This window comes from Rothia sp. HMSC069C10, from assembly GCF_001812205.1.
Lineage (GTDB): Bacteria > Actinomycetota > Actinomycetes > Actinomycetales > Micrococcaceae > Rothia > Rothia mucilaginosa.
Genome location: NZ_KV808286.1, coordinates 1 through 20,576 on the forward strand (window position 1 = coordinate 1; position 20,576 = coordinate 20,576).

The window sequence follows — 20,576 nt, forward strand, 5'->3', positions numbered from 1 at the left end:
TCTCTCACAGTCGCGGCAGACACACCAAGCTTCCTGGCGGTCAAACGATAGCCACATCCTCTCTCAAACATTTGCGCTGCCTGTTTCCGAAGCAAACGATCGTGTCTCATTCCCAGATTTATAGACATGAAAAGCCTCCTGTTTCTTGGACTTTATTTTCGTTGTCCAAGAAACGGGAGGCAGTTCAAGAATATCCAGCACGGGGGCTTTTGCGTGCCCATTCACGGGCGAAAACTATAGAAGTGAACTACTGAATCACAAAGTTCACCTGAGCCGAAGTCACACCATTCACCGTGGCAGTCGCCCAGTAAGAGCCCTTCTGAGCGGTCGAAGCGGAGGAGCAACCCAGGACGTTGATCTTACGATCCCACGCCAGGTCGGCTGCACCCTCAGCACCTGCGGCTACCTCAGACTTCTGAACGGCGGTCGCCGCGCACAGGCTACGGGTGTACACCTGAGCCGCACCGGAGGTGATGTTCAGGTCCACGCCGGTGTTCGCACCCTCGCCACCCACAGCGCAGGGGGTCTTCGAGGAGTTCGTGTAGGTCACGTGGAAGGACACCTGCTCACCGGCCGCGAAGGTACGCTTCGCGGGGGTGACGGTCACCTTCAGGTCGTTCGCGGTGCACGCCGCAACAGCAACCGCAGTGGTCACCGAGGGTGCCGGCACGGGGGTAGTCGGGGTCGCCGCAGGGGTGGTTGCCGCAGGGGTTGCCGCTGCGGTGGTCACGCTTGCAATGGGTGCCGCAGAAGCGGTCACCGAGGGGGTTGCCGAAGCAGTAGCCGACGCGGTTGCAGAGGCAGTCGCGCTAGCGGACGGGGTGGCCGAAGCAGTTTCGGAGGGGCGAGCACTGAAGCTCTGGAAGGGCGCACCGGAAGCCGTCGCAGTGGAGGCTACAGTGGCGTCCTTCTTGCCGTTAATCATGCCGACCATGGAGGTCACGCCAGCGACCAACAGCAGAATGACAGCGAGCAGAGCAATAACCGCCACGATACGACGGCGGCGGTAGACTTCGGGAGGCAGAACGGGACCATTTTCAGACATACCTCAAGGATACCGGGTTTAACCCTGAGATTCACAGTGAACTCTATTCATGCGGTTTTGGGAATATATGCCCTGTGGCGTAGGCTTTTCGGATGACCTCAGAGCCCAAACGCACCGCACGCACACGCCCGGAACCTACCCTGCCCGAAGGCACGAATACCGAGGCGCTCCACCACCGAATCAACCGGTGGTTCCTCGACCAGGCACGCGACCTTCCGTGGCGCCGCGACGAGTGCACCCCCTGGGGTGTGATGGTCAGCGAGTTCATGCTACAGCAGACCCCCGTCAAGCGCGTGCTGCCCGTGTGGGAGGAGTGGATGCGCCGCTGGCCCGCCCCCGCTGACCTTGCCGCCGAGCCCACCTCGGAGGCGGTGCGCGCCTGGGGCCGCCTGGGTTACCCGCGCCGCGCGCAGCGTCTGCACGGTGCCGCTGTAGCGATTGTGGAGCAGCACGGCGGCGAGGTTCCCGCCGACTACGATGCGCTACTGGCGCTGCCGGGCGTGGGCTCCTACACGGCGGCGGCGATTAGCGTGTTCGCATTCGGTCTACGCGCGACGGTGATTGATACGAATATCCGCCGCGTGCATGCGCGCGCTGTCTCCGGCAAGGCGTTGCCCTCGCGTTCGTTGACGGCTGCTGAGACTCGCCTGGCGGAGGCGCTCATGCCCGCCGACACCCCCACCTCCTGCCTGTGGAATGCGGCAACCATGGAGCTCGGCGCGCTGGTCTGCACGGCAAAGTCCCCGACCTGTCAGCTGTGCCCGGTGGAGGATCTGTGCGCCTGGGTTGCGGCAGGCAAGCCGGAGGCGGACTACACCCCCAAGGGTCAGAGCTGGCACGGCACGGACCGCCAGGTGCGCGGCGCAGTCATGGCGGTGCTGCGTGCGGCGCATGAGCCGGTGAATCGTGAGCTGATTTTGAGCGCGGGTGTAGCTTCGGCTGGCGATACGGCTTCGCCTGACTTGGCCTTCCCGGCGGATGCACCCGCCGCGGTGCATCGCCCGCTCAAGGCGCTGTATGCGCTCTCCCCCGCCGCCGAGCAGCTGCAGCGCTGCTACGCGGGGCTTCTGGCGGACTCTCTCGCCCGCGAAGTCACGCAGGGCGGTACTGTGCTCGTCTCGCTCTAGTACCCGCCGCAGACAGGCTCCTAGAGGCTCCTGGGGCTTATAATAGAAATGCCTGAGGGGCGGTACCGAATAATTCCGGTACCGCCCCTCAGGCGTTTAGTGCGCTAAGCCTAGCTACCTAGGACTTATTCCAGAGCTTAGTCGTTGCCCTGACCTTCAGCAGCAGGTGCCTCAGCTGCGGGAGCCTCTGCGGCATCCTCGTTCAGCTCCTGCACCGAGTCCAGAGCCAGCTCCTTCATCGGCTGAGAAGAGAAGACGAACTTCGCGGAGTCGCCCTCGCCCTCAACGTCCACGGTGATCTTCTCACCGGGCTTGATGTCGCCGAAGAGGATCTTCTCAGACAGGGCGTCCTCAATGTTGCGCTGCATCTCACGGCGCAGCGGACGAGCACCCATGGACGGGTCGTAACCCTTAGCCGCCATGAGGACCTTCGCAGCGTTGGTCAGCTCAATGGACATATCCTGCTCCGCCAGGCGCTTAGCCAGGCGACCCACGAACAGGTCCACAATCTGCAGAATCTCAGACTCGGAGAGCTGCGGGAAGACGATAATGTCATCCACGCGGTTGAGGAACTCGGGGCGGAAGTGCTCCTTGAGGTTCTCCATCACGCGTGCCTGCATGCGCTCGTAGTCGGCTGCGGTGTCGTCCATCGCCTGGAAACCAACCGGGATGCGGCGGTTCACGTCGCGCGAGCCCAGGTTGGTGGTCATGATGATGACGGTGTTCTTGAAGTCCACCACGCGACCCTGCGAGTCGGTCAGGCGACCGTCTTCCAGAATCTGCAGCAGCGAGTTGAACAGGTCGGCGTGGGCCTTCTCAACCTCGTCGAACAGGACCACGGAGAACGGCTTGCGGCGGACCTTCTCGGTCAGCTGGCCGCCCTCATCGTAGCCAACGTAGCCGGGAGGCGCACCGAACAGACGGGAGACGGTGTGCTTCTCCTGGTACTCGGACATATCCAGGGTGATGAGCGAATCCTCATCGCCAAACAGGAACTCGGCAAGAGCCTTGGCAAGCTCGGTCTTACCCACACCGGTCGGACCGGCGAAGATGAACGAACCACCGGGACGGCGCGGGTCCTTCAGACCTGCGCGGGTACGGCGGATAGCGCGGGACAGTGCCGCAATAGCGTGCTCCTGACCGATAACGCGCTTGTGGAGCTCCTGCTCCATGGTCAGCAGGCGGCTGGACTCTTCCTCGGTGATCTTGTAGACGGGAACACCGGTGGAAGCGGCCAGAACCTCAGAAATAACCTCGGGGGTCACGGTGCCGAATGCGTCGCCGCCTTCGCGCCATGCCTTCTCGGCTTCTTCCTTCTCAGCCAGGACCTTCTGCTCCTGATCACGCAGGCCTGCGGCCTTCTCGTAATCCTGGGAGTTGATGGCGTCTTCCTTCTGCTGGCGCAGCTTGGCGGCCTTCTCGTCGAGCAGCTTGATTTCCGGGGGTGCGGTCATGCGCTTGATGCGCAGGCGTGCGCCCGCCTCGTCAATCAGGTCGACAGCCTTATCCGGCAGGAAGCGGTCAGAGATGTAGCGTGCCGCAAGGTTCACGGCAGTCTCGATAGCCTCGTCGGTAATGGTGACGCGGTGGTGTGCCTCGTACTTATCGCGCACGCCCTTGAGGATCTGCACGGCGAGCTCCTGAGAGGGCTCATCAACCTGAATCGGCTGGAAGCGGCGCTCCAGGGCGGCGTCCTTCTCAATGTGCTTGCGGTACTCGTCCAGGGTGGTTGCACCGATGGTCTGCAGTTCGCCTCGAGCCAGCATGGGCTTGAGGATGGAGGCAGCGTCAATTGCGCCCTCTGCGGCACCTGCACCAACGAGGGTGTGGATCTCGTCAATGAACAGGATGATGTCGCCGCGGGAGCGAATCTCCTTCAGAACCTTCTTCAGGCGCTCTTCGAAGTCACCGCGGTAGCGCGAACCTGCGACCAGGGAGCCCAGGTCCAGGGTGTACAGGTGCTTGTCCTTGAGGGTTTCGGGGACGTCACCGTGCACGATAGCCTGTGCCAGGCCCTCCACGACGGCGGTCTTACCGACACCGGGCTCACCAATCAGCACGGGGTTGTTCTTAGTACGGCGGGAGAGGACCTGCATGACGCGTTCCATCTCCTTGTGGCGGCCGATGACCGGGTCCAGCTCGCCCTCACGCGCTGCTGCGGTGAGGTTGCGGCCGAACTGATCCAGGATGGTCGAACCCGCGGGAGTGCCTTCGCGAGAGTTGCCTGCACCCACGCCGGCGGTTTCCTTTTCACCGGAGTTGTTGCCGGGGTAGCCGGAAATCAAGTCCATCACGGCCTGGCGCACGGCAGCGGGCTCAGCGCCCAGCTTGACCAGCACCTGGTTTGCCACGCCCTCGTTTGCACGAACCATGCCCAGCAGGATGTGTTCGGTGCCGATGTAGCCGTGGTTCAGCTGAATAGCCTCGCGCATGGACAGTTCGAGAACCTTCTTCGCGCGCGGGGTGAAGGGGATGTGGCCGTTAGGCGCCTGGGGGCCGGGGCCGACGATGTCCTGAACCTGTTCACGTACTGCGTTCAGGGTAACGCCCAATGATTCCAGGGCGCGAGCACCGATGCCTTCGCCCTCGTGAATCAGACCGAGCAGCAGGTGTTCGGTACCGATGTAGTTGTGGTTGAGCATGCGTGCCTCTTCCTGGGCAAGCACCACAACACGCCGAGCTCGATCGGTAAAGCGTTCAAACATTTACGCACTCCTTGCATTTTCCTATTGATACAAGAGTACGTTGAGCGCGGCTGAAAGGGCGGGCTGATGGGCGTCTGTTCGCCATCAAGAGAACAGATGAGCTGTTCGGGGCGGTTTAGGCGCGGTTTCGGGGCTTCTGGCGGGGCTCGGGGGCAGTTTTGAGGGGTCTAGCTCACGCAGGCAACCCTACCTGAAGGCGGATGAGCGCCGCCCGGTCGGTGCTATCTGTTTTTGTCGGTGCTGACTGCTTCTCCCGAGGCCAGCTGTTTTTGCCGGGGCTAGCTACTTTTGCCGGTCCTAGCTGCTTTTCCCGGGGCTAGCTACTTTTGCCGGGGTTTCCTGTGCAGAGTGTGCGCATATTGCCGTCGGATGTACCGCCGGGAGGTGTTACAGGTGGGTTCTGCGGGGCTACGGTGCCGATACGAGGGATTGCGGAAGAAGCGAACCCACAAGAACCCACATAGACCAACGCCTAAACCGCTTGTTTCCTGCACGTGCATGAATATATTGCAGAAATTTTTAAAAATTTATATGTTTAAGTGAGAAATTTCAATAATTCGCAAAAATATTTGCCGGATAACACGGCGCTTATTTTCCGGATAATTCCCGCATCATTTCGGCACCCCATCAGGAGATAATCCGTAAGTTCCGAAAGCCCCACAGAAGGTGCAGGGCCCCTAATTATTCAAAAATTCCAGTCAGTACATTCCAGCCCCTTCGATGGAATACTCGACTCAACGACCGCATGAATATCACAGCGCATATCCCCCGCTTTGAAGAGATTAATGCACCATTACCTTTAGCGTTCCTGCCAATGCATGAAACCTAAATGGGGAACCCGCACTCGACACCAGATTGTGCATCCGATTCCCCGCATCTTCCTCCTAATAATTCAGAAGCGGGCATTGGCAAAGGATCAATATGTTTTACATGTAAATAGTTAATTGGGGTAGGTGATATAAAAACACTCCACCCTCCTCAGATATGCAGCGCATATCAAGAAATACCGGAGCACAACTAAAGGCGGATGGTGAGAACACCATCCGCCTTTAGCGTCCGAAGAATTAGAGCCCTAAAGCACCAAACCCTCCGACAGCATGAATACTAAGAGCCTTTAACCCTGAGCCTTCATTGCTTCGTAGTATGCGTCCTGAACATCCTGGTGGATGCGGCCACGGTCAGAAACCTTGTGACCGTTAGCCTTAGCCCATTCGCGGATTGCTGCGGTCTCGGGGTTGCGCTTAACCGGAGCAGCGGTGCCACGGGGAGCACGGGTGCGCTGGGTAGCGGTGCCCTGCACGCGGCGGGACTTCGCTACGAAGGGGCGGATAGCGTCACGCAGGCGAGCTGCGTTTGCGGAGGACAGATCGATTTCGTAGTGAGCGCCGTCCAGGCCAAAACGGATAGTTTCGTCTGCGGGGCCGCCGTCGAGATCGTCTTCAAGGATGATGCGAACCTTCTGTGCCATTGAGGCACCTCCTCATCTGTTGCATATATCCTGTGGAGTAAACTCAAAAGCCTCTATCGGGATTGAGAAAATAATGTGCCGGATATATTTATGTACTAATTTTCTTTCATATAGTAACAGAACTGTATTAAAAATTCCGAAAATATTCTGAGCATTGAAACAATGCACCAATCACCCGCAGCGATATATCGCTTCTGTGCATCCCCGCTAAATCTGCACTCGCTACAAGAACATTAAAGTGAAGTTTAGAGTGCAAATACTTTGGATTCTTCCAGACAGCAGACACAGCCCCCAGAGACAAAGACACCTAATAATGCGCCCCGGCGTCCCCGACAATCTGAGCGCAATATAGCGCCCGCACGAGCCTGCACATTAGACCATTCACACCATACATTTCAGCCCTATTCAAAAGCGAAATTCTGCCACCTCTCAACCCCTCATTATTTTCTATGTAACGCGTTCATGCATAAGAGCAGAAACCCCCGACAGAGTGAATAGAGCAGCATAAATCAGCACCAGAATAGAGTAAAAACGCCCCTGACCTGTGTAAATAAACAGAAACCCCACCCCAGAAGCTATACACCGTGCAAAAGAGTACACAGAAAACGGCGGGTACCGCAGATACAACCGTATCCGCGGCACCCGCCGCATTAACACCCTCACAGGTGAAGGGGAAGCTTAGGCCTCCGGCTTCATCAGGGGGAAGAGAATAGTCTCACGAATACCGGGCTGACGCACCACAGTACCCGGACGCTCCGGATCCTGATCGCCCGCCAGCAACATAATCAGACGGTCAATGCCCAGACCCAGGCCACCCATCGGGGGTGCACCGTGCTCCAGGGCGCGCAGGAAGTCCTCATCCAGCTCCATCGCCTCATCGTCACCGGCAGCAGCCAGCAGCGACTGGGCGGTCAGGCGCTCACGCTGAATGACCGGGTCAATCAGCTCGGAGAACGCGGTACCGCGCTCCATACCGCCAATAATCAGGTCCCACGCCTCAATCAGGGGCTCACCGGAACGGTGCGGACGAGCCAGCGGCTGAGCGCTCGGCGGGTAATCGTACACGAAGGTCGGGTTCACCAGGGTCGGCTCAACGATCTCACCGAAGAGCTCGGTCACCAGCTTCTCAGCGTCCCACTTCGGGTCGATGTCCACCTCGTGCTTCTCAGCAATTTCGCGCAGAACGGAAGCGTCAGTCTCGGGGGTGATCTCAACGCCCACAGCCTCGGACAGGCCCGGGTACACGCCAACCCACTTCCACTCACCAAACAGGTCAATGGTGCCGTTCTCAGTCTCAATACGCTCAGTGCCGACAGCCTTCGCGCAGCTCTGGATAATCTCCTTCATGCGCTCAGCCATCACGAACTGATCAGCATAGGTCTCGTAGCACTCCAGGGTGGTGAACTCGGGGCTGTGGGTCGAGTCCACGCCCTCGTTACGGAACACGCGACCAATCTCGTACACGCGGTCAATGCCACCAACCACTGCACGCTTGAGCGGCAGCTCAGTCGCAATACGCATGGTCATCGGCTGGTCAAAAGCGTTCAGGTGAGTACGGAACGGGCGAGCCGTCGCGCCACCGTGCACCAGCTGCAGAACGGGGGTCTCAACCTCAATGTAGCCGTGATCTTCCAGCACGCGGCGGACGGTGCGGGTAATCAGGGCTCGCTTCTTCACCAGCTCGCGAGCCTCCTCGCGAACCATCAGATCCAGGTAACGCTGGCGAACACGGGTTTCCTCGTTCAGGTCCTTGTGCAGAACCGGCATGGGGCGCAGCGCCTTCGACGCCATCTTCCAGTCGGTCACCATAATGGACAGCTCACCGCGGCGAGAAACAATCACGCGGCCGGTCACGAACACGTGGTCACCCAGGTCAACCAGGGACTTCCACTCAGACAGGGACTCCTCGCCAACCTCAGCCAGCGACAGCATCGCCTGGATACGCTTACCCTCGGTACCACCCTGCAGGGTCGCAAAGCACAGCTTACCGGTGTTACGGACGAACACCACGCGGCCACCAACATGCACCACACGGTCAGTCTCGTCGCCAGCCTTCAGCTCCTCAGCAGCCAGCTTCGGATCGTACTCGGCGCGCAGATCCTCAATGTGGTTGGGCTCCACGCGGTTACCCTCAGAATCCAGCAGACCCACCGGGTATGCCTCGCGACCCGACTCGATCAGCTTCGCACGCTTTTCCAGGCGAATCTGCATCTGCTCGGACATATCAGCAATCGCCGGTGCGGCAGTGTGCTCAGTGCTCACAGTGATACCTATCTGTGTAGTGTGTTGGGGACTCTTCTAAACGAACGAACGCTTAGCGCAGGTCCATGTTGTCAATCAGGCGGGTCGGTCCAACGAACGCAGCAACCAGTGCCAGCACTCGCTCCGACTCCTCAGTCGGCTCACCGAAAGTCATCGGGTCGACCAGTTCCAGGTAGTCAAGGCGCACACCCGGAGTGGAGTTGATACGCTCACGCGCACCGTCCAAATCAATCTCGTGGAAGCCACGGTTCAGCGAATTCTCACGCAGCATCGCCAGGGTGCGGGACAGCACCAGGGCAGACTCGCGCTCCTCATCCGACAGGTAGCTATTACGCGAAGACAGCGCCAGGCCGTTATCTTCGCGAACAATCGCCACAGGGCGCATGGTCACGTCGTGGTTGAAATCGCGCACCATACGCTGAATCAGGATGTACTGCTGAGCGTCCTTCTGACCGAAGTACGCATTCACCGGGTGGTTACCGGCTGCGGGGCGAATAATGTTGAAGAACTTATTGACCACGGCCAGCACGCCATCAAAGTGGCCCGGACGGGTCGCACCCTCAAACTTGGTGCCCAGCTCGCCGCTCGAAATGCGGATGAGCGGGTCACCGTCGGGGTACATCTCTTCAACCTCGGGGGCAAAAATAATGTCAACACCGGCGGCACCAGCCAGGGCAGCGTCTGCCTCCAGGGTGCGCGGGTATGCTTCGTAATCCTCGCCGGGGCCAAACTGCAGCGGGTTCACGAAAATGGAGGCGACCACTACATCGTTCTGTTCAGCGGCGCGACGCAACAGGGTTGCGTGGCCGTCGTGCAGGGCGCCCATGGTGGGCACGTAGCCCAGGGATGCGTTCTTGTACTGAACTGCGGTGCCGTTCTGCTCCGCCTCCTGGCGGGCTGCCCGGTCCAGTTCTTCCTGCGCTGCGGCAAGGGATTCGGTGATTGCCGTGCGGAAATCCGCAATGGTGGTCACGACTCGGGGCATCGAAGTCTCAGTCATGACGAGAACTCCTTGTTTTCGGGGGCTGAATCATCAATATCGCCGGGGTGGTTGCGGTCCGAAGACTCACCCAGCAGATTCTCAATTCGTCCCAGTTGTTCATCGTTTAACAAACCTCTATTATGCGCTCTTTTTGCGGTTGCGTGTGCCAGAGCGGCATAAGAGTCTGTAATATCACCTGTTTTCTCATGCTCTGAGTACTCATTCAGAGCCTGAAGGTGAGCCTTCACGGTGCCGGCGTCTCCGCGTGCCACGGGCCCGGTGAGAGCACCCTCACCGCTGGCGAGCGCATTGTCCACGGCGGCTCGCACGAGCGGCCCCATGTAGCGTGCCGGGTCCTCAATACCGATGGAGGCGAGCATCTGCTGGGACTGACCCAGGATGGTCACGAGGTGGTTCGCGGCGTGCGCTAGAGCGGCGTGGTAGAGCGCTCGGTCGGCCTCGGCAACGTGCACGGGTTCACCGCCCATCTCCACCACGAGTGCCTGAGCAATCGGGATGAACGGTGCAGGCCCGGTCACGGCGAAGCAGGTGCCGTTCAGGCGCTGCAGGTCCACGGACATGCCGGTAAACGTCATGGCGGGGTGAATCGCCAAACCGATAGCGCCCAGCGCGGTCGCCGGTGCCAGAACCTCAGTGCCGTGACGGCCGGAGGTGTGCACCAGAATCTGACCGGCGGTAATACTTCCCGAGGACGCCAGGTAGGTGACGAGGCCCGGCAGCTCATCATCGGGAACCGCAAGAATCAGCAATTCGCTACGCTCAGCAATCTGCTCCACCGGCAGCAGCGGCACATCGGGAAGCAGCATCGCGGCGCGCTCCTGAGAAGCCTCAGACACCGCGTGAACGCCCACAATAGTGTGCTCACAGGCGCGCAAAGCCGCACCGAGGACGGATCCGACCCTCCCGGCGGAAATAATTCCAATGCCTAAACGCGCAGGTTTTGAATGCTGTATCACGGCTTTAAGTATATTCTCCCTTTTACGCAGCCCCTGCCGTCGGTGTCACGAAGAACACTGACGGCAGGGCGCGATCTGCAGTTTTGCTGCCCGCTAACCCGGCGGGGAAGCTCAACTGACGGACTGGCTTAGGGACGCCCACTCATCACCGGTACGCGGTAGTAAGGCTCAATACCCTCCAGCCGAACCGTCATCAACCACACCAGGTCCTCGCAGACACGCGGCGGCAAGTGCATCATGAGCGTGCGCACCGGGCCGGGCACCGTACCGAAATGCACACTCGCGCATCCGAAGGCACGCTGCAGCGGACCCTGACCTCGGCTCACGCTCAGCACACGGCTGACCGGAACAATCGACAGCGTGCGGATAAAGTAGCCGCCACGAATCAGCAGCAGGTCGCCCCGCGTATGCTCACCAACGCTCGAACGTGCCGCATCAGAATCAATGCGGGTGCTCGCCTGCACCGAACCGGCAGTGTAACCGACCGTGGTCACGCCGTTACGCTTCCAGGTGAGCAGGTCCATCCAGCGCGCCGAAGAGGGCGTCACAATCATTGCCGGAACCTGCGGCTTCTGACTCTTCAGCGAACCATCAGCGGTATCCAGCAGCACCTGCGCCTGCGCCTCATCCAGGGCGGGCAACAGCAGGCGCAACACCATCAGCGTCTCCTGCTTATTGCCAACCGGCAGGGCAACATTGCGGGTCACAACCTTCTGGTTGTCGTTCTTCTCAATACCAATACCGGCAATGGTCATCTTGATGCGGTACCAGCCGAACGCACGCCACAGGATGGACTGCTCCACGGCGAGTGCCTGAATACGCTCAACCATCACGTTCTGGGTGTGCGTGCCGGTGAAACCGTACCGCAGGGTCACGCCACCCTGACCGCTGGGGGTGATTTTGAAGTTCGCGGCGCCATCAAAACGCGTCCAGAGGGCAACCACGTAACCGACCATGGGCGCGAACATACCGGGCAGCAACGCCATGAAAATCAGGAACGGGCTCTCGCCACCCATGATCGCGGCGAAGACGGCAATGCCAACCATGAGGGCCACGGCGGGCACCAGCCACACCAGGTGCTCCAGCATGATGGAGGCAATCAGACGCACATTCGAGATGCGGAAAATCGGCGGCTGCGAGGGGTCAGCCGCGACCGGCATCGGCATGCGAGCGCCGCGGCGGGATGCGCCGGGCTGCTGGATGCCCTGCTCGGGTGCGGGCTGCGAGTAGCCGCCCTGCTGAGGTGCCATCTGCTGATTAGTGGGCTGGGTGCCGCTCTGTACGGGCGCACCATAGGACGCCTCGTAAGATGCCTCGAACGGCTGATGCAGCTGATCCGCGTCCGGCATGCGCTCCGCCGAAATCTGCATGCTCTCGGGCAGCACGTCGACCGGGCGGCCCGCCGCCTCCGAACGCAACAGGTTGATGCTCGCCATCGCGGTACGGCGCAGAACCTCCGCCTTGCGGGCGGAAACGTACTTGATGTGCAGCGCCTCCGAAGAGCCGTCAGCCACCTCAAAACGAAGCTCCGACACACCCAGCAGGCGCGCCACCAGAGGACGCGAAATGTCCACGCTCTGCACGCTCTCCAGACGAATCGTGCGGTTCTTCTTGAACAGAAAACCGCTACGGCGGTGAATCGCCAAATCGTCCAGGCTGTAGCGGGTAAACCACCAATCAATCGAGCCAGCAACCAGAATCAGCACGAGCACGGCGAAGCCGATAAGCTGCGAGTACGTTGCGCTGAAGTAGCTGCTGTTCTCATCAAATGCCTGCGTCAGGCGCGCGCCCCACTCGTTCGGCGGGGTGGTCAAAATATTCAGGATAATACTCTGGAAGAAACCAAACGCTAACAGAATAATGAACCAGAGGTTCATGATGAACGTGCGGATATCGGCACGCCACCACTTCTGCTCCTGAGAGTTCGGGGCGTTATTATTCGGAACCGGGGTACTCATTAGAGTGCCGCCATTCGCTCATCGGCGCGGCGCACCAGATCTGCACGCAGCTCCTCCGCCACGTTCAGCGGAATACCGAACAGCACCATCGTGCCGGTGGTCGTACCCGCGGTGCGCACCGTCAGGCGGGCAACACCGCACATGCGCTCCAGAGGGCCCGAATCCACATCAACATACTGGATGCGGCCGTACGGCATGGAGCTCATCGAACGGAATACGATACCGCGGCGAGCCATCAGGTGATTCGACTCCAGCGCGTAGCCGAGCGCGCGAGTACGGCGCGGCGTGGTCAGAATCCACCACAGACCCCACAGACCAAACACCGCGACCACCGCCAGACCGACGATGCGTAGCGCCTCCGGGCCGCCGAAGAACGCGCCCGCACAATACACGGCAACACCCGCAAGAATCGGGAGCGCCAAGGCAGAAATAGTGTGAACAAAACGAACCGTCAGGTAGCCGGATGCGGCGGGCACCCACTGCGGGTCCGGCACGGCTTGCGCGGGAACCGACTGAGAGCTTACCGGCTGCGCGGGAACCGGCTGAGGCGCGTTCGGGTACGCGGCAGCGGGCGGAACCTGCTGACCGTGCTGTGTCTGTTGCCCATACTGCGCTTGCTGGTCATACGGGGTCTGCTGTCCATACGGGGCACCAGCCTGACCGTAGGGTTGCTGGTACTGCCCGTACTGGTTCTGCTGAGCAGGCTGGCTCTGACCATACTGACCCTGTTGGGCGTCCTGCCCGTACTGACCATTCGGCGAATAACTATTCTGGTTAGGAGCCGACATAGGTTCCTCCCTCTCGCGGCTTTACAGCACCGGAAGAGGAGGCCGCATCCTCATCATCCTCCGGCGGAATACGACAACAATGCTGAGCCCACAGGCCAGCAATCAGCAGGGCAACACTGCCCACACAATTAACAAGAACCTCCCAAAAGACCACCGAAAAACCGCGCACAGACACCATCGCCACATGGTAGCCAAGAATCGCAGCGCACCAGCCCGTCAACAGGGCACCGGTCATGATGGAACCCTGCGCATACGCCACCGCACGCGCCGCAAGAATCGGGCCCATATGGGGTACCTTCTCACGCGTCTGAATACGACGATAACGAGCCACCTGCACGCCCAGCCACACGGCGCCCGCCGCAACCAGCAGGCACACCGCGCCGAGCATCCACGAAAAATTCAGCTCACCAAAACCGGCGCCAATCATCGCGGAATTCACCATAAGAGCGGCAGCGGCACCGCACACAGCCGCCACAATAATCGCCCGATAACTCAGGGGCTTCATGGTGTTTCCTTTCGGTAGGTTCCTCTACCTTCCAGAGTGCCACATTTAAGGCTGATCAGGTACCTGCATCTCACGCATATAGCTGATAGCGTCTTCATCCGCCCCAAGCAGCGTGCGGGACAGCTCCGCAACGTTCACGACCTCGCGGCTCAGCGGCGCAGGAACCTCATCCGGCCGCTCCCCCGAAGGCTCCGCACGCCGGGTCACCGTCAAGTGTGCCTGCGGGTCCATCTGCGCCCACGGCACCAGCACGAAAGCACGCTCCTGCGCCCGCGGATGCGGCAAAGTCAGCACCGGATCCTCAGAGATCACGCCGTCATAGTCAATCACGTCAATATCGAGGGTGCGCGGGCCCCAACGCACCAGGCGCTCACGGTGATGCGCCGCCTCCACCGCATTACACAGCTTCAGCAGCTCGTAGGCGCCCAGGTCAGTGGCCACCTCAATGACCGCGTTCACGAAATCCGGCTGACCCACCGGGCCACCCACCGGGGCGGTACGGTACAACCCGGAGGCGCGCACCAGCTGCACGCCGCCCGCCACCAGGTCGGCGACGGCACGCTCCAGGGTGTCTTCGCTTTCGCCCAGATTCGAGCCCAACGCCAGCACCGCGCGGTGTTTCAGGGTGTTGGGCTTCTGCGTATCGGTTGTCTGGGTGCCAGCCACTAGCGGCCGCCCTCTACGACACGCTCCGCGGCACGCTCACGGAACACGCTCACCGCAACGTTACCGAACGGCAACTCAATCGGCGCCTGCGGCTTCGATACGGTAATCTCCGCCGCCTCCACAAGCTCAAACATCGCAAGGATACCCTCGGCAATGTTCACCGCGAGGGTCTCAATCAGGTCCAGCGAACCGTTCGTCACGTGGCGGTGAATCAGGTCAACCACGAGCGCGTAGTTCGTGGTCTTCGTCAGGTCATCCGTGGCGGCTGCGGCGGAAAAATCGCTGTACAGGGTCGCGTCCACGACGAAGGGCTGGCCGTCGCGCTTCTCAAAGTCGAGCACGCCGTGGTAGCCCTTGGCGGTAATGCCGGTGAGGGTGATGCGGTCGTGGCGGGCGTAATCTGCCTGGGTCATTGGGGGGTCTCCTAGAGGGTATTCGGGTAGTCGGAGGTTGTGGGTAGTGGTTCTAGCTGGCAGAGCCTTAGCTTACGGAGCGCAGCGCGGAGGCGACCGTCACCGCATCCACGCTGGCGGGCACGTCGTGCACGCGCACCGCCCACACGCCGCGCGCCGCCACCAGGGCGGTCACCGCCGCGGAGGCTGCCGCACGGTGCTCAGCCGGGCGCGGCTCCGACAGCGACTGCCACAGTTCGCGTTCCGCCTCGCCCGCATCGGTTGCGGTGAAACCGCTCGCGTTCAGGCGCTCAGCCAGCGCCATATCCGCCGCAGTCAGGGCGTTGGCGATAAAACGCTTGCGGGAACCGGCAATGAGCAGGCGGTGCCCCAGACCCTGTAGCTCGTCAATGGCGGCGAGCAGCTCCCAATCCTGCATGCCGCCCTTCGCGAAGCCCAGACCCGGGTCAAGAATCAGGTTCTGCGGCAGCACACCGGCGGCGAGGAAACGCTCACGCAGGCCGGTCAGCTCCTCCACAACCTCGGTGACCACGCCGCGCGGGTACTCCGCCAGGCTGTCCATGGTCTGGGAGGTGCCGCGGGCGTGCATGAGGATGTACGGCACCTGCAGTTCAGCGGCGGTTTCAATCATTTCATCGCTCACGTTCAGACCGGACACATCGTTGATAATGTGCGCACCGGCGGCAATGGCGGCGCGGGCGGTCTGCGGGTTCATGGTGTCAACGCTGATGGTGGTGCCCATCTGCGCGACTGCCTCGATGACGGGCAGGATGCGGCGCTGCTCCTCCTCCACGCTGATGCGCACGGCACCGGCGGGGCGGGTGGACTCACCGCCAATGTCGATAATGGAGGCGCCCTCGGCAATCATGCGGGCGGCGTGGGCGATGGCGTCGGTGGCGGCGTAGTGCTGGCCGCCGTCGCTGAAGGAGTCGGGGGTGACGTTGAGGATGCCCATCACGAGGGTGCGTTCGGCGGCGAGCACGTCGCAGGGCAGGGTGGCTACACGGGTGGTGTGTGTGGATTCAGTCATGGGTTTATCGTACCGAATCTGCCGGATGACACAGCGCGCCATATTTGCATATGGCATACCGATTTAGGGGTATCCTGGGAGGGTATGCTCTGCCTGCGTCACAGCGGTGTGGGTTGGGCACCTCATACACATACATACTCTAGGAAGTGACTCATCGTGAATATGAAGACCGGCGCTTGGATCCTGTCCCTGGTGGCTCTTGCTGCGCTTGTGACCATTGTGCTTGCTGAAGGCGCCCCCGCGGTCCGCTGGATTGCTTTCGGCACCGCAACCGGTTGCGGCTTTATTGCTGTGGGCCTGATTGTGACTCTTGCGCTGGGTTGGGACGATAAGAACGAAGCCCGCTAAGGGTCTTTGAGTCTTCTTCGGGGTTTGTACGGCACCATTGCCGGTGCCGTCGGCTCCAAGGGACACAACCGCACGGCAAAAGGGGCGGAGGTGAAAACCTCCGCCCCTTTTAGCGTGTCTATAGGCCGTGAATAATTTAGCTCCACAAACGGGTTTCTTCCCAACCTTGCGGTATACCCATTGCCCGGGAGATATCAACTCCAGGAACGGAAATATTAGGACGTTCCTTCAGAATCCGCGTTAGAGATTCCGTATCCCCGATTCCACCCTGGTCCATCAGATATTTGAGGAGAGTGAGCATGCCGAAGGTCTTACGCATTTTATGGTTCTCTTCACGTTGAGGAACACCGAATAAGTCAATAACCTCACGGATTTCAGGACTCTCGGCCCTTCTACCCGATGTTGCCCTAGGTAGAAGAACTTTGGAATGCACCCTGTTATACAGTCGTGCCTGATGTGCGCAGATATTTCGAATGCCTCTCAACGAACGTATCCAGCTTCCAAGCTGCGGATCGGTACAGTTCATATCCTGCGCTATCTGGCGACGAACTCGTCGCGGAGAAATCATATATAGAGTCTGTAAGGCTCCCAAATCTAGAACCTCTACCAGCACCCAAACAGGGACTTTACCATCGTATTGTTCTATGTGATGTACAGCGAAATCTTCCTTAGAACGCTGAAGAGAGTCACCACAAATCCGAACAAACTTATTCCAGATTTCTCTCCTTGCAGGAGCTACATCTAGTAGATTTTCCTTCTCGTGAATTAGCGGGTCAATCTCTCCCAGTAAATACCCCAGCCTAGCTCGTAGGTACACTTCAAGCTGGGATAAATGCGGAAGTGCAATAGAACGCAAACGCCGGTCGTACTCATAAAGAGCTACAACGTCGTCAAAACGTACCCCTTCTCTAAACTGGTCAACCGGGGTAGTCTCTCCAGAGGCATCACGCTCAGTCTGGCGTAGGGCATGCCAATATCCGCTAAGACGGTAGTAATTAACCTTGGCGAGGGATTCAATCGCTTCTTCACGATTTTCTATCGCCATCCCTCGCCCTTCGAGTATGGCTAGTTGCTCACCGTAGCTTTTAAAATCTTTAACTTCCCGCACCGTAACAAGACCCGAATCTACTGAAGATAAAAAAGAAGACCGGTCCTGTACTCCTTCAGAATTCTCAATCATTCATCAGGCAGTGGTGCCGGTTCTAGTAGTAACAACTTTACAATCACTAATGCTCTTCATGCAAGGGCTCTCGTCATACAGCCCAACAAATGCGACCGCATAGCGCAGGGGGCAGGATTCCTTAGAATCCTGCCCCCTGTCATATAGCTATATGCTCATCCGGTGGGCTTAGCGCTGCGAGAAAATCAGGCTCATCGCCTCCGCACGGGTTGCGGTGTTCATGAGCGCGCCGCGTACCGCGCTGGTCACGGTCTTCGCGCCCGGCTTACGCACACCGCGCATCGACATGCACATGTGCTCAGCCTCAATCACCACAATCGCGCCGCGCGGGTTCAGGTGCTCCTCCAAAGCCTCCACCACCTGCGTGGTCAGACGCTCCTGCACCTGCGGGCGGCGAGCGTACAAATCCACCACGCGGGCGAGCTTGCTCAGGCCGGTAACCTTACCGTCCGGGCCCGGAATGTAACCCACATGCGCCACACCGTGGAACGGCACCAGGTGGTGCTCACAGGTCGAGTAAAACGGAATGTCCTTCACCAGCACCATCTCAGAGTGGGCAATGTCGAAGGTCGTACCCAGAATCTCGCCGGCGTCCTGGTGCAGGCCCGAGAAGAACTCCGCGTAGGCACGCGCCACACGAGCCGGGGTCTGCTGCAGACCATCACGGTCCGGATCCTCACCAATCGCGAGCAGAATCTCACGGACGGCAGCCTCAATACGCGGCTGGTCGACGGCGTTCTTAGCCTCGCTCATTCTCTGCTCCATTCTGGTTCGGGGTGCCGTTCTCCGGGCGCTGCGCCGGAGGGGCGGGGTAGTTCGGGTACTGCTGGGTGGGCATTGCGACGGTCGGGTCGGCGTCCGGGTCGGTGAGGGGTGCCTGAGGCGGCAACGGCTGCGTAGGTGCTACCGGAACCTGCTGCGCGGGTGCAGCCGGTGCTACCGGAACAGTAGGTGCCGTAGCAGTAGCGGTAGGTGCTTCCTCAGCCTTCTGCGCCTCCTGAGCCAGCTCGCTCGGTGCCTTAACCGGCGGGATGTCGGTACGCTCGCGGGTCGGCTTGGAGTACCAGTGCTCACGCTCGGGGCGCTTGCGAACATCCTTGAAGATTTCGGCAATCTCGTTCTCGAGCAGGGTTTCCTTCTCCAGCAGGGCGAACGCCAGGCGATCGAGAATATCGCGGTTTTCCAGCAGAATCTGGAATGCCTCATCGTGTGCCTGCTCCAGCAGGGCTCGGATCTCAGCGTCGACCTTTGCCGCAGTTGCGTCGGAGTAGTTGCGTGCCGAAGCGCCGCCACCACCGAGGAACGGTTCGGTGTCTTCGCCGCCAAGCTTCACGGAACCAATCACGGCGCTCATGCCGTAGTCGGTGACCATCTTGCGGGCGGTGTCGGTTGCCTTCTGAATGTCGTTAGACGCACCGGTGGACGGGTCGTGGAAGACAATCTCCTCAGCGGCACGGCCACCCATCGCGTACGCCATCTGGTCGAGCAGTTCGTGGCGGGTCGTGGAGTACTTATCGTCCTGCGGCATGACCATGGTGTAACCCAGGGCGCGACCACGCGGAAGAATCGTAATCTTGGTGACCGGCGCGGAGTTACGCAGTGCCGCCGCGACCAGGGCGTGACCGCCCTCGTGGTATGCGGTGACCTTACGCTCGTGCTCGTTCATGATGCGCGAGGAACGCTGCGGACCAGCCATGACGCGGTCGATTGCCTCGTCGATAGCGCGGTCGTCAATCACGTTGCCGTTATCGCGGGCGGTCAGCAGAGCCGCCTCGTTCATGACGTTCGCCAGGTCAGCACCGGTAAAGCCGGGGGTGCGCTTAGCGACCTGTGCCAGGTCAACGGTGTTAGCGATCGGCTTGCCTGCGGCGTGAACGCGCAGGATGTGTTCGCGGCCCTGCATGTCGGGGGCGTCCACACCGATCTGACGGTCAAAACGGCCGGGACGCAGCAGCGCCGGGTCCAGAACGTCGGGTCGGTTCGTTGCCGCAATGACGATGACGTTCGAGTTGCCGTCGAAGCCGTCCATCTCAACCAGCAGCTGGTTCAGGGTCTGCTCACGCTCGTCATTACCGCCGCCCATGCCGACGCCGCGGCGGCGGCCAACAGCGTCGATCTCGTCGACGAAGACGATGGCGGCGGGGTCGCTCTTCGCTTCCTTGAACAGGTCGCGCACGCGGGACGCACCCACACCCACGAACATTTCAACGAAGTCAGAGCCAGAAATCGAGTAGAACGGCACGCCAGCCTCGCCCGCCACAGCCTTGGCGAGCAGGGTCTTACCGGTGCCAGGAGGGCCGTACAGCAGCACGCCCTTGGGGATCTTTGCACCCAGGCGGGTGAACTTTTCGGGTTCAGCCAGGAACTCGCGGACTTCTTCCAGTTCGGCGAGCGCCTCGTCCACGCCGGCAACGTCGCTGAAGCGGACTTCCGGCTTGTCCTTGGTGAACTTCTTCGCGCGGGACTTGGAGAAGCTCATCACGGAGGAGCCGCCTCCGACTCGTCCCATCAGGAACCAGAAGAGCACACCAAAGAGCAGAATCGGCAGGAGCAGGGACACCAGGGAGCCCAGGAAGCTGTGCTCAACGGGCTGGTCCGTGTAGCTTTCCAGCTCGGCGGATTCCATTGCCTTAGCAACTTCGTCGCCGCGGGGCTGCACGTAGTAGAAGCGCACCGACTTACCGTAGTTGTCGTTGCCCTTCTTGTAGTCGTCCTTAAGCTGCAGCTCGACGCGCTGGTCGCCGTCGTAGATCTTTGCGCTCTTGACCTGGTGGTCGTTGAGCAGCTGAAGACCCACGTTGGTGTCCACCTGACGCGAGGGCTGAGTGAAGAAGGAGGCCATGAGGAAAGCCAGCATGATTACGAGAGCTGCACCCGGCCAGAACCAGGGGCCGTTAATCAGCTTCTTCAGGAAGCCCTCCGAGCCTTTCTGCGGAGTATTGGGGTTTTGCGCCAATGCTTTGTCCTTACGTTGCGGCTGTAACCCGTTGGGGTGCGGCATGCCTGCCGGAACACCCAACGGTGCAACCTTAAATGTACCCTACCCCGGCGGGCGGCTAGGTACCGGGCTTCTCTATTTCACCTGCGGGCTAAAGGGGCTCTTCAGAGTTGAGTGTGGTTGG

Annotated in this window: 17 protein-coding genes; 2 read left to right on the forward strand and 15 right to left on the reverse strand. The window is 60.3% G+C overall.

From position 1 onward, the window contains the following. Positions 1–247: 247 nt before the first annotated feature. Entirely contained in the window at positions 248–1,045 is a 798-nt protein-coding gene (locus HMPREF2842_RS00685; RefSeq protein WP_070641862.1) for a hypothetical protein, read from the reverse strand. Positions 1,046–1,137: 92 nt separating this feature from the next. On the opposite strand from HMPREF2842_RS00685, the gene HMPREF2842_RS00690 reads away from it, so the two are divergent. Then, entirely contained in the window at positions 1,138–2,172 is a 1,035-nt protein-coding gene (locus HMPREF2842_RS00690) for an HhH-GPD family protein (RefSeq protein ID WP_070641864.1), read from the forward strand. Between the two features lie 137 nt (positions 2,173–2,309). Here HMPREF2842_RS00690 and HMPREF2842_RS00695 read toward each other — a convergent pair whose 3' ends face one another. The 11 genes from HMPREF2842_RS00695 to folP all read right to left on the reverse strand — a co-directional run bounded on the left by HMPREF2842_RS00695 (position 2,310) and on the right by folP (position 15,926). After that, positions 2,310–4,877 carry an ATP-dependent Clp protease ATP-binding subunit gene (locus HMPREF2842_RS00695; RefSeq protein WP_070641867.1) on the reverse strand — a complete coding sequence of 856 codons (2,568 nt, stop codon included), beginning with the start codon at positions 4,875–4,877 and terminating at the stop codon, positions 2,310–2,312. A 1,114-nt stretch (positions 4,878–5,991) separates the two neighbouring features. Further along, positions 5,992–6,345: a histone-like nucleoid-structuring protein Lsr2 gene (locus HMPREF2842_RS00700; protein WP_012902780.1), complete on the reverse strand. Its 354-nt coding sequence runs from the start codon at positions 6,343–6,345 to the stop codon at positions 5,992–5,994. Positions 6,346–7,023: 678 nt separating this feature from the next. After that, positions 7,024–8,607, reverse strand: coding sequence for a lysine--tRNA ligase (gene lysS, locus HMPREF2842_RS00705; protein ID WP_080974502.1), 1,584 nt, complete (start codon positions 8,605–8,607; stop codon positions 7,024–7,026). A gap of 52 nt (positions 8,608–8,659) precedes the next feature. Further along, positions 8,660–9,607: a pantoate--beta-alanine ligase gene (gene panC / locus HMPREF2842_RS00710; protein WP_049340443.1), complete on the reverse strand. Its 948-nt coding sequence runs from the start codon at positions 9,605–9,607 to the stop codon at positions 8,660–8,662. Beyond that, on the reverse strand, positions 9,604–10,566 hold the full coding sequence (locus HMPREF2842_RS00715; RefSeq protein ID WP_012902776.1) for a Rossmann-like and DUF2520 domain-containing protein: 963 nt from the start codon (positions 10,564–10,566) through the stop codon (positions 9,604–9,606). The genes panC and HMPREF2842_RS00715 overlap by 4 nt, the downstream gene beginning before the upstream one ends. A 128-nt stretch (positions 10,567–10,694) precedes the next feature. After that, positions 10,695–12,524, reverse strand: coding sequence for a PH domain-containing protein (locus HMPREF2842_RS00720; RefSeq protein WP_070641869.1), 1,830 nt, complete (start codon positions 12,522–12,524; stop codon positions 10,695–10,697). Continuing rightward, positions 12,524–13,312 (reverse strand): PH domain-containing protein, encoded by a 789-nt coding sequence (locus HMPREF2842_RS00725; RefSeq protein WP_070641871.1) that lies wholly within the window; start codon positions 13,310–13,312, stop codon positions 12,524–12,526. Before HMPREF2842_RS00725 ends, HMPREF2842_RS00720 begins: the two co-directional genes overlap by 1 nt. Beyond that, positions 13,299–13,817 (reverse strand): DUF3180 domain-containing protein, encoded by a 519-nt coding sequence (locus HMPREF2842_RS00730; RefSeq protein ID WP_005504359.1) that lies wholly within the window; start codon positions 13,815–13,817, stop codon positions 13,299–13,301. Before HMPREF2842_RS00730 ends, HMPREF2842_RS00725 begins: the two co-directional genes overlap by 14 nt. Positions 13,818–13,862: 45 nt before the next feature. Further along, positions 13,863–14,483 (reverse strand): 2-amino-4-hydroxy-6-hydroxymethyldihydropteridine diphosphokinase, encoded by a 621-nt coding sequence (gene folK / locus HMPREF2842_RS00735; RefSeq protein WP_049349892.1) that lies wholly within the window; start codon positions 14,481–14,483, stop codon positions 13,863–13,865. Beyond that, the gene (gene folB / locus HMPREF2842_RS00740; protein ID WP_049340452.1) at positions 14,483–14,896 is read right to left on the reverse strand and encodes a dihydroneopterin aldolase; all 414 of its coding nucleotides are present in this window, start codon (positions 14,894–14,896) and stop codon (positions 14,483–14,485) included. Before folB ends, folK begins: the two co-directional genes overlap by 1 nt. A gap of 67 nt (positions 14,897–14,963) precedes the next feature. Further along, a complete protein-coding gene (gene folP / locus HMPREF2842_RS00745; protein ID WP_070641877.1) occupies positions 14,964–15,926 on the reverse strand; it encodes a dihydropteroate synthase in 963 nt (320 codons plus the stop codon). A gap of 156 nt (positions 15,927–16,082) precedes the next feature. Between folP and HMPREF2842_RS00750 the strand changes: the two genes are divergently transcribed. Further along, positions 16,083–16,274: a hypothetical protein gene (locus HMPREF2842_RS00750; protein WP_070641880.1), complete on the forward strand. Its 192-nt coding sequence runs from the start codon at positions 16,083–16,085 to the stop codon at positions 16,272–16,274. Between the two features lie 136 nt (positions 16,275–16,410). On the opposite strand, the gene HMPREF2842_RS00755 is transcribed toward HMPREF2842_RS00750, so the two are convergent. From HMPREF2842_RS00755 to ftsH, 3 genes are all read right to left on the reverse strand, one after another. Then, a complete protein-coding gene (locus HMPREF2842_RS00755) occupies positions 16,411–17,454 on the reverse strand; it encodes an Abi family protein (RefSeq protein ID WP_083309193.1) in 1,044 nt (347 codons plus the stop codon). Positions 17,455–17,622: 168 nt separating this feature from the next. Continuing rightward, positions 17,623–18,207, reverse strand: coding sequence for a GTP cyclohydrolase I FolE (gene folE, locus HMPREF2842_RS00760; protein WP_070641882.1), 585 nt, complete (start codon positions 18,205–18,207; stop codon positions 17,623–17,625). Next, positions 18,194–20,410: an ATP-dependent zinc metalloprotease FtsH gene (gene ftsH, locus HMPREF2842_RS00765; protein WP_070641883.1), complete on the reverse strand. Its 2,217-nt coding sequence runs from the start codon at positions 20,408–20,410 to the stop codon at positions 18,194–18,196. The genes folE and ftsH overlap by 14 nt, the downstream gene beginning before the upstream one ends. Positions 20,411–20,576: the final 166 nt, after the last annotated feature.

Bases quoted from the DNA above. Each gene is read 5' to 3' on its own strand.
- HMPREF2842_RS00690 (WP_070641864.1), top strand. From the start codon at position 1,138: ATGACCTCAGAGCCCAAACGCACCGCACGCACACGCCCGGAACCTACC.
- HMPREF2842_RS00755 (WP_083309193.1), bottom strand. From the start codon at position 17,454: ATGATTGAGAATTCTGAAGGAGTACAGGACCGGTCTTCTTTTTTATCT.
- HMPREF2842_RS00695 (WP_070641867.1), bottom strand. From the start codon at position 4,877: ATGTTTGAACGCTTTACCGATCGAGCTCGGCGTGTTGTGGTGCTTGCC.
- folP (WP_070641877.1), bottom strand. From the start codon at position 15,926: ATGACTGAATCCACACACACCACCCGTGTAGCCACCCTGCCCTGCGAC.
- HMPREF2842_RS00700 (WP_012902780.1), bottom strand. From the start codon at position 6,345: ATGGCACAGAAGGTTCGCATCATCCTTGAAGACGATCTCGACGGCGGC.
- HMPREF2842_RS00720 (WP_070641869.1), bottom strand. From the start codon at position 12,524: ATGAGTACCCCGGTTCCGAATAATAACGCCCCGAACTCTCAGGAGCAG.
- folE (WP_070641882.1), bottom strand. From the start codon at position 18,207: ATGAGCGAGGCTAAGAACGCCGTCGACCAGCCGCGTATTGAGGCTGCC.
- panC (WP_049340443.1), bottom strand. From the start codon at position 9,607: ATGACTGAGACTTCGATGCCCCGAGTCGTGACCACCATTGCGGATTTC.
- HMPREF2842_RS00685 (WP_070641862.1), bottom strand. From the start codon at position 1,045: ATGTCTGAAAATGGTCCCGTTCTGCCTCCCGAAGTCTACCGCCGCCGT.
- HMPREF2842_RS00730 (WP_005504359.1), bottom strand. From the start codon at position 13,817: ATGAAGCCCCTGAGTTATCGGGCGATTATTGTGGCGGCTGTGTGCGGT.
- HMPREF2842_RS00725 (WP_070641871.1), bottom strand. From the start codon at position 13,312: ATGTCGGCTCCTAACCAGAATAGTTATTCGCCGAATGGTCAGTACGGG.
- folB (WP_049340452.1), bottom strand. From the start codon at position 14,896: ATGACCCAGGCAGATTACGCCCGCCACGACCGCATCACCCTCACCGGC.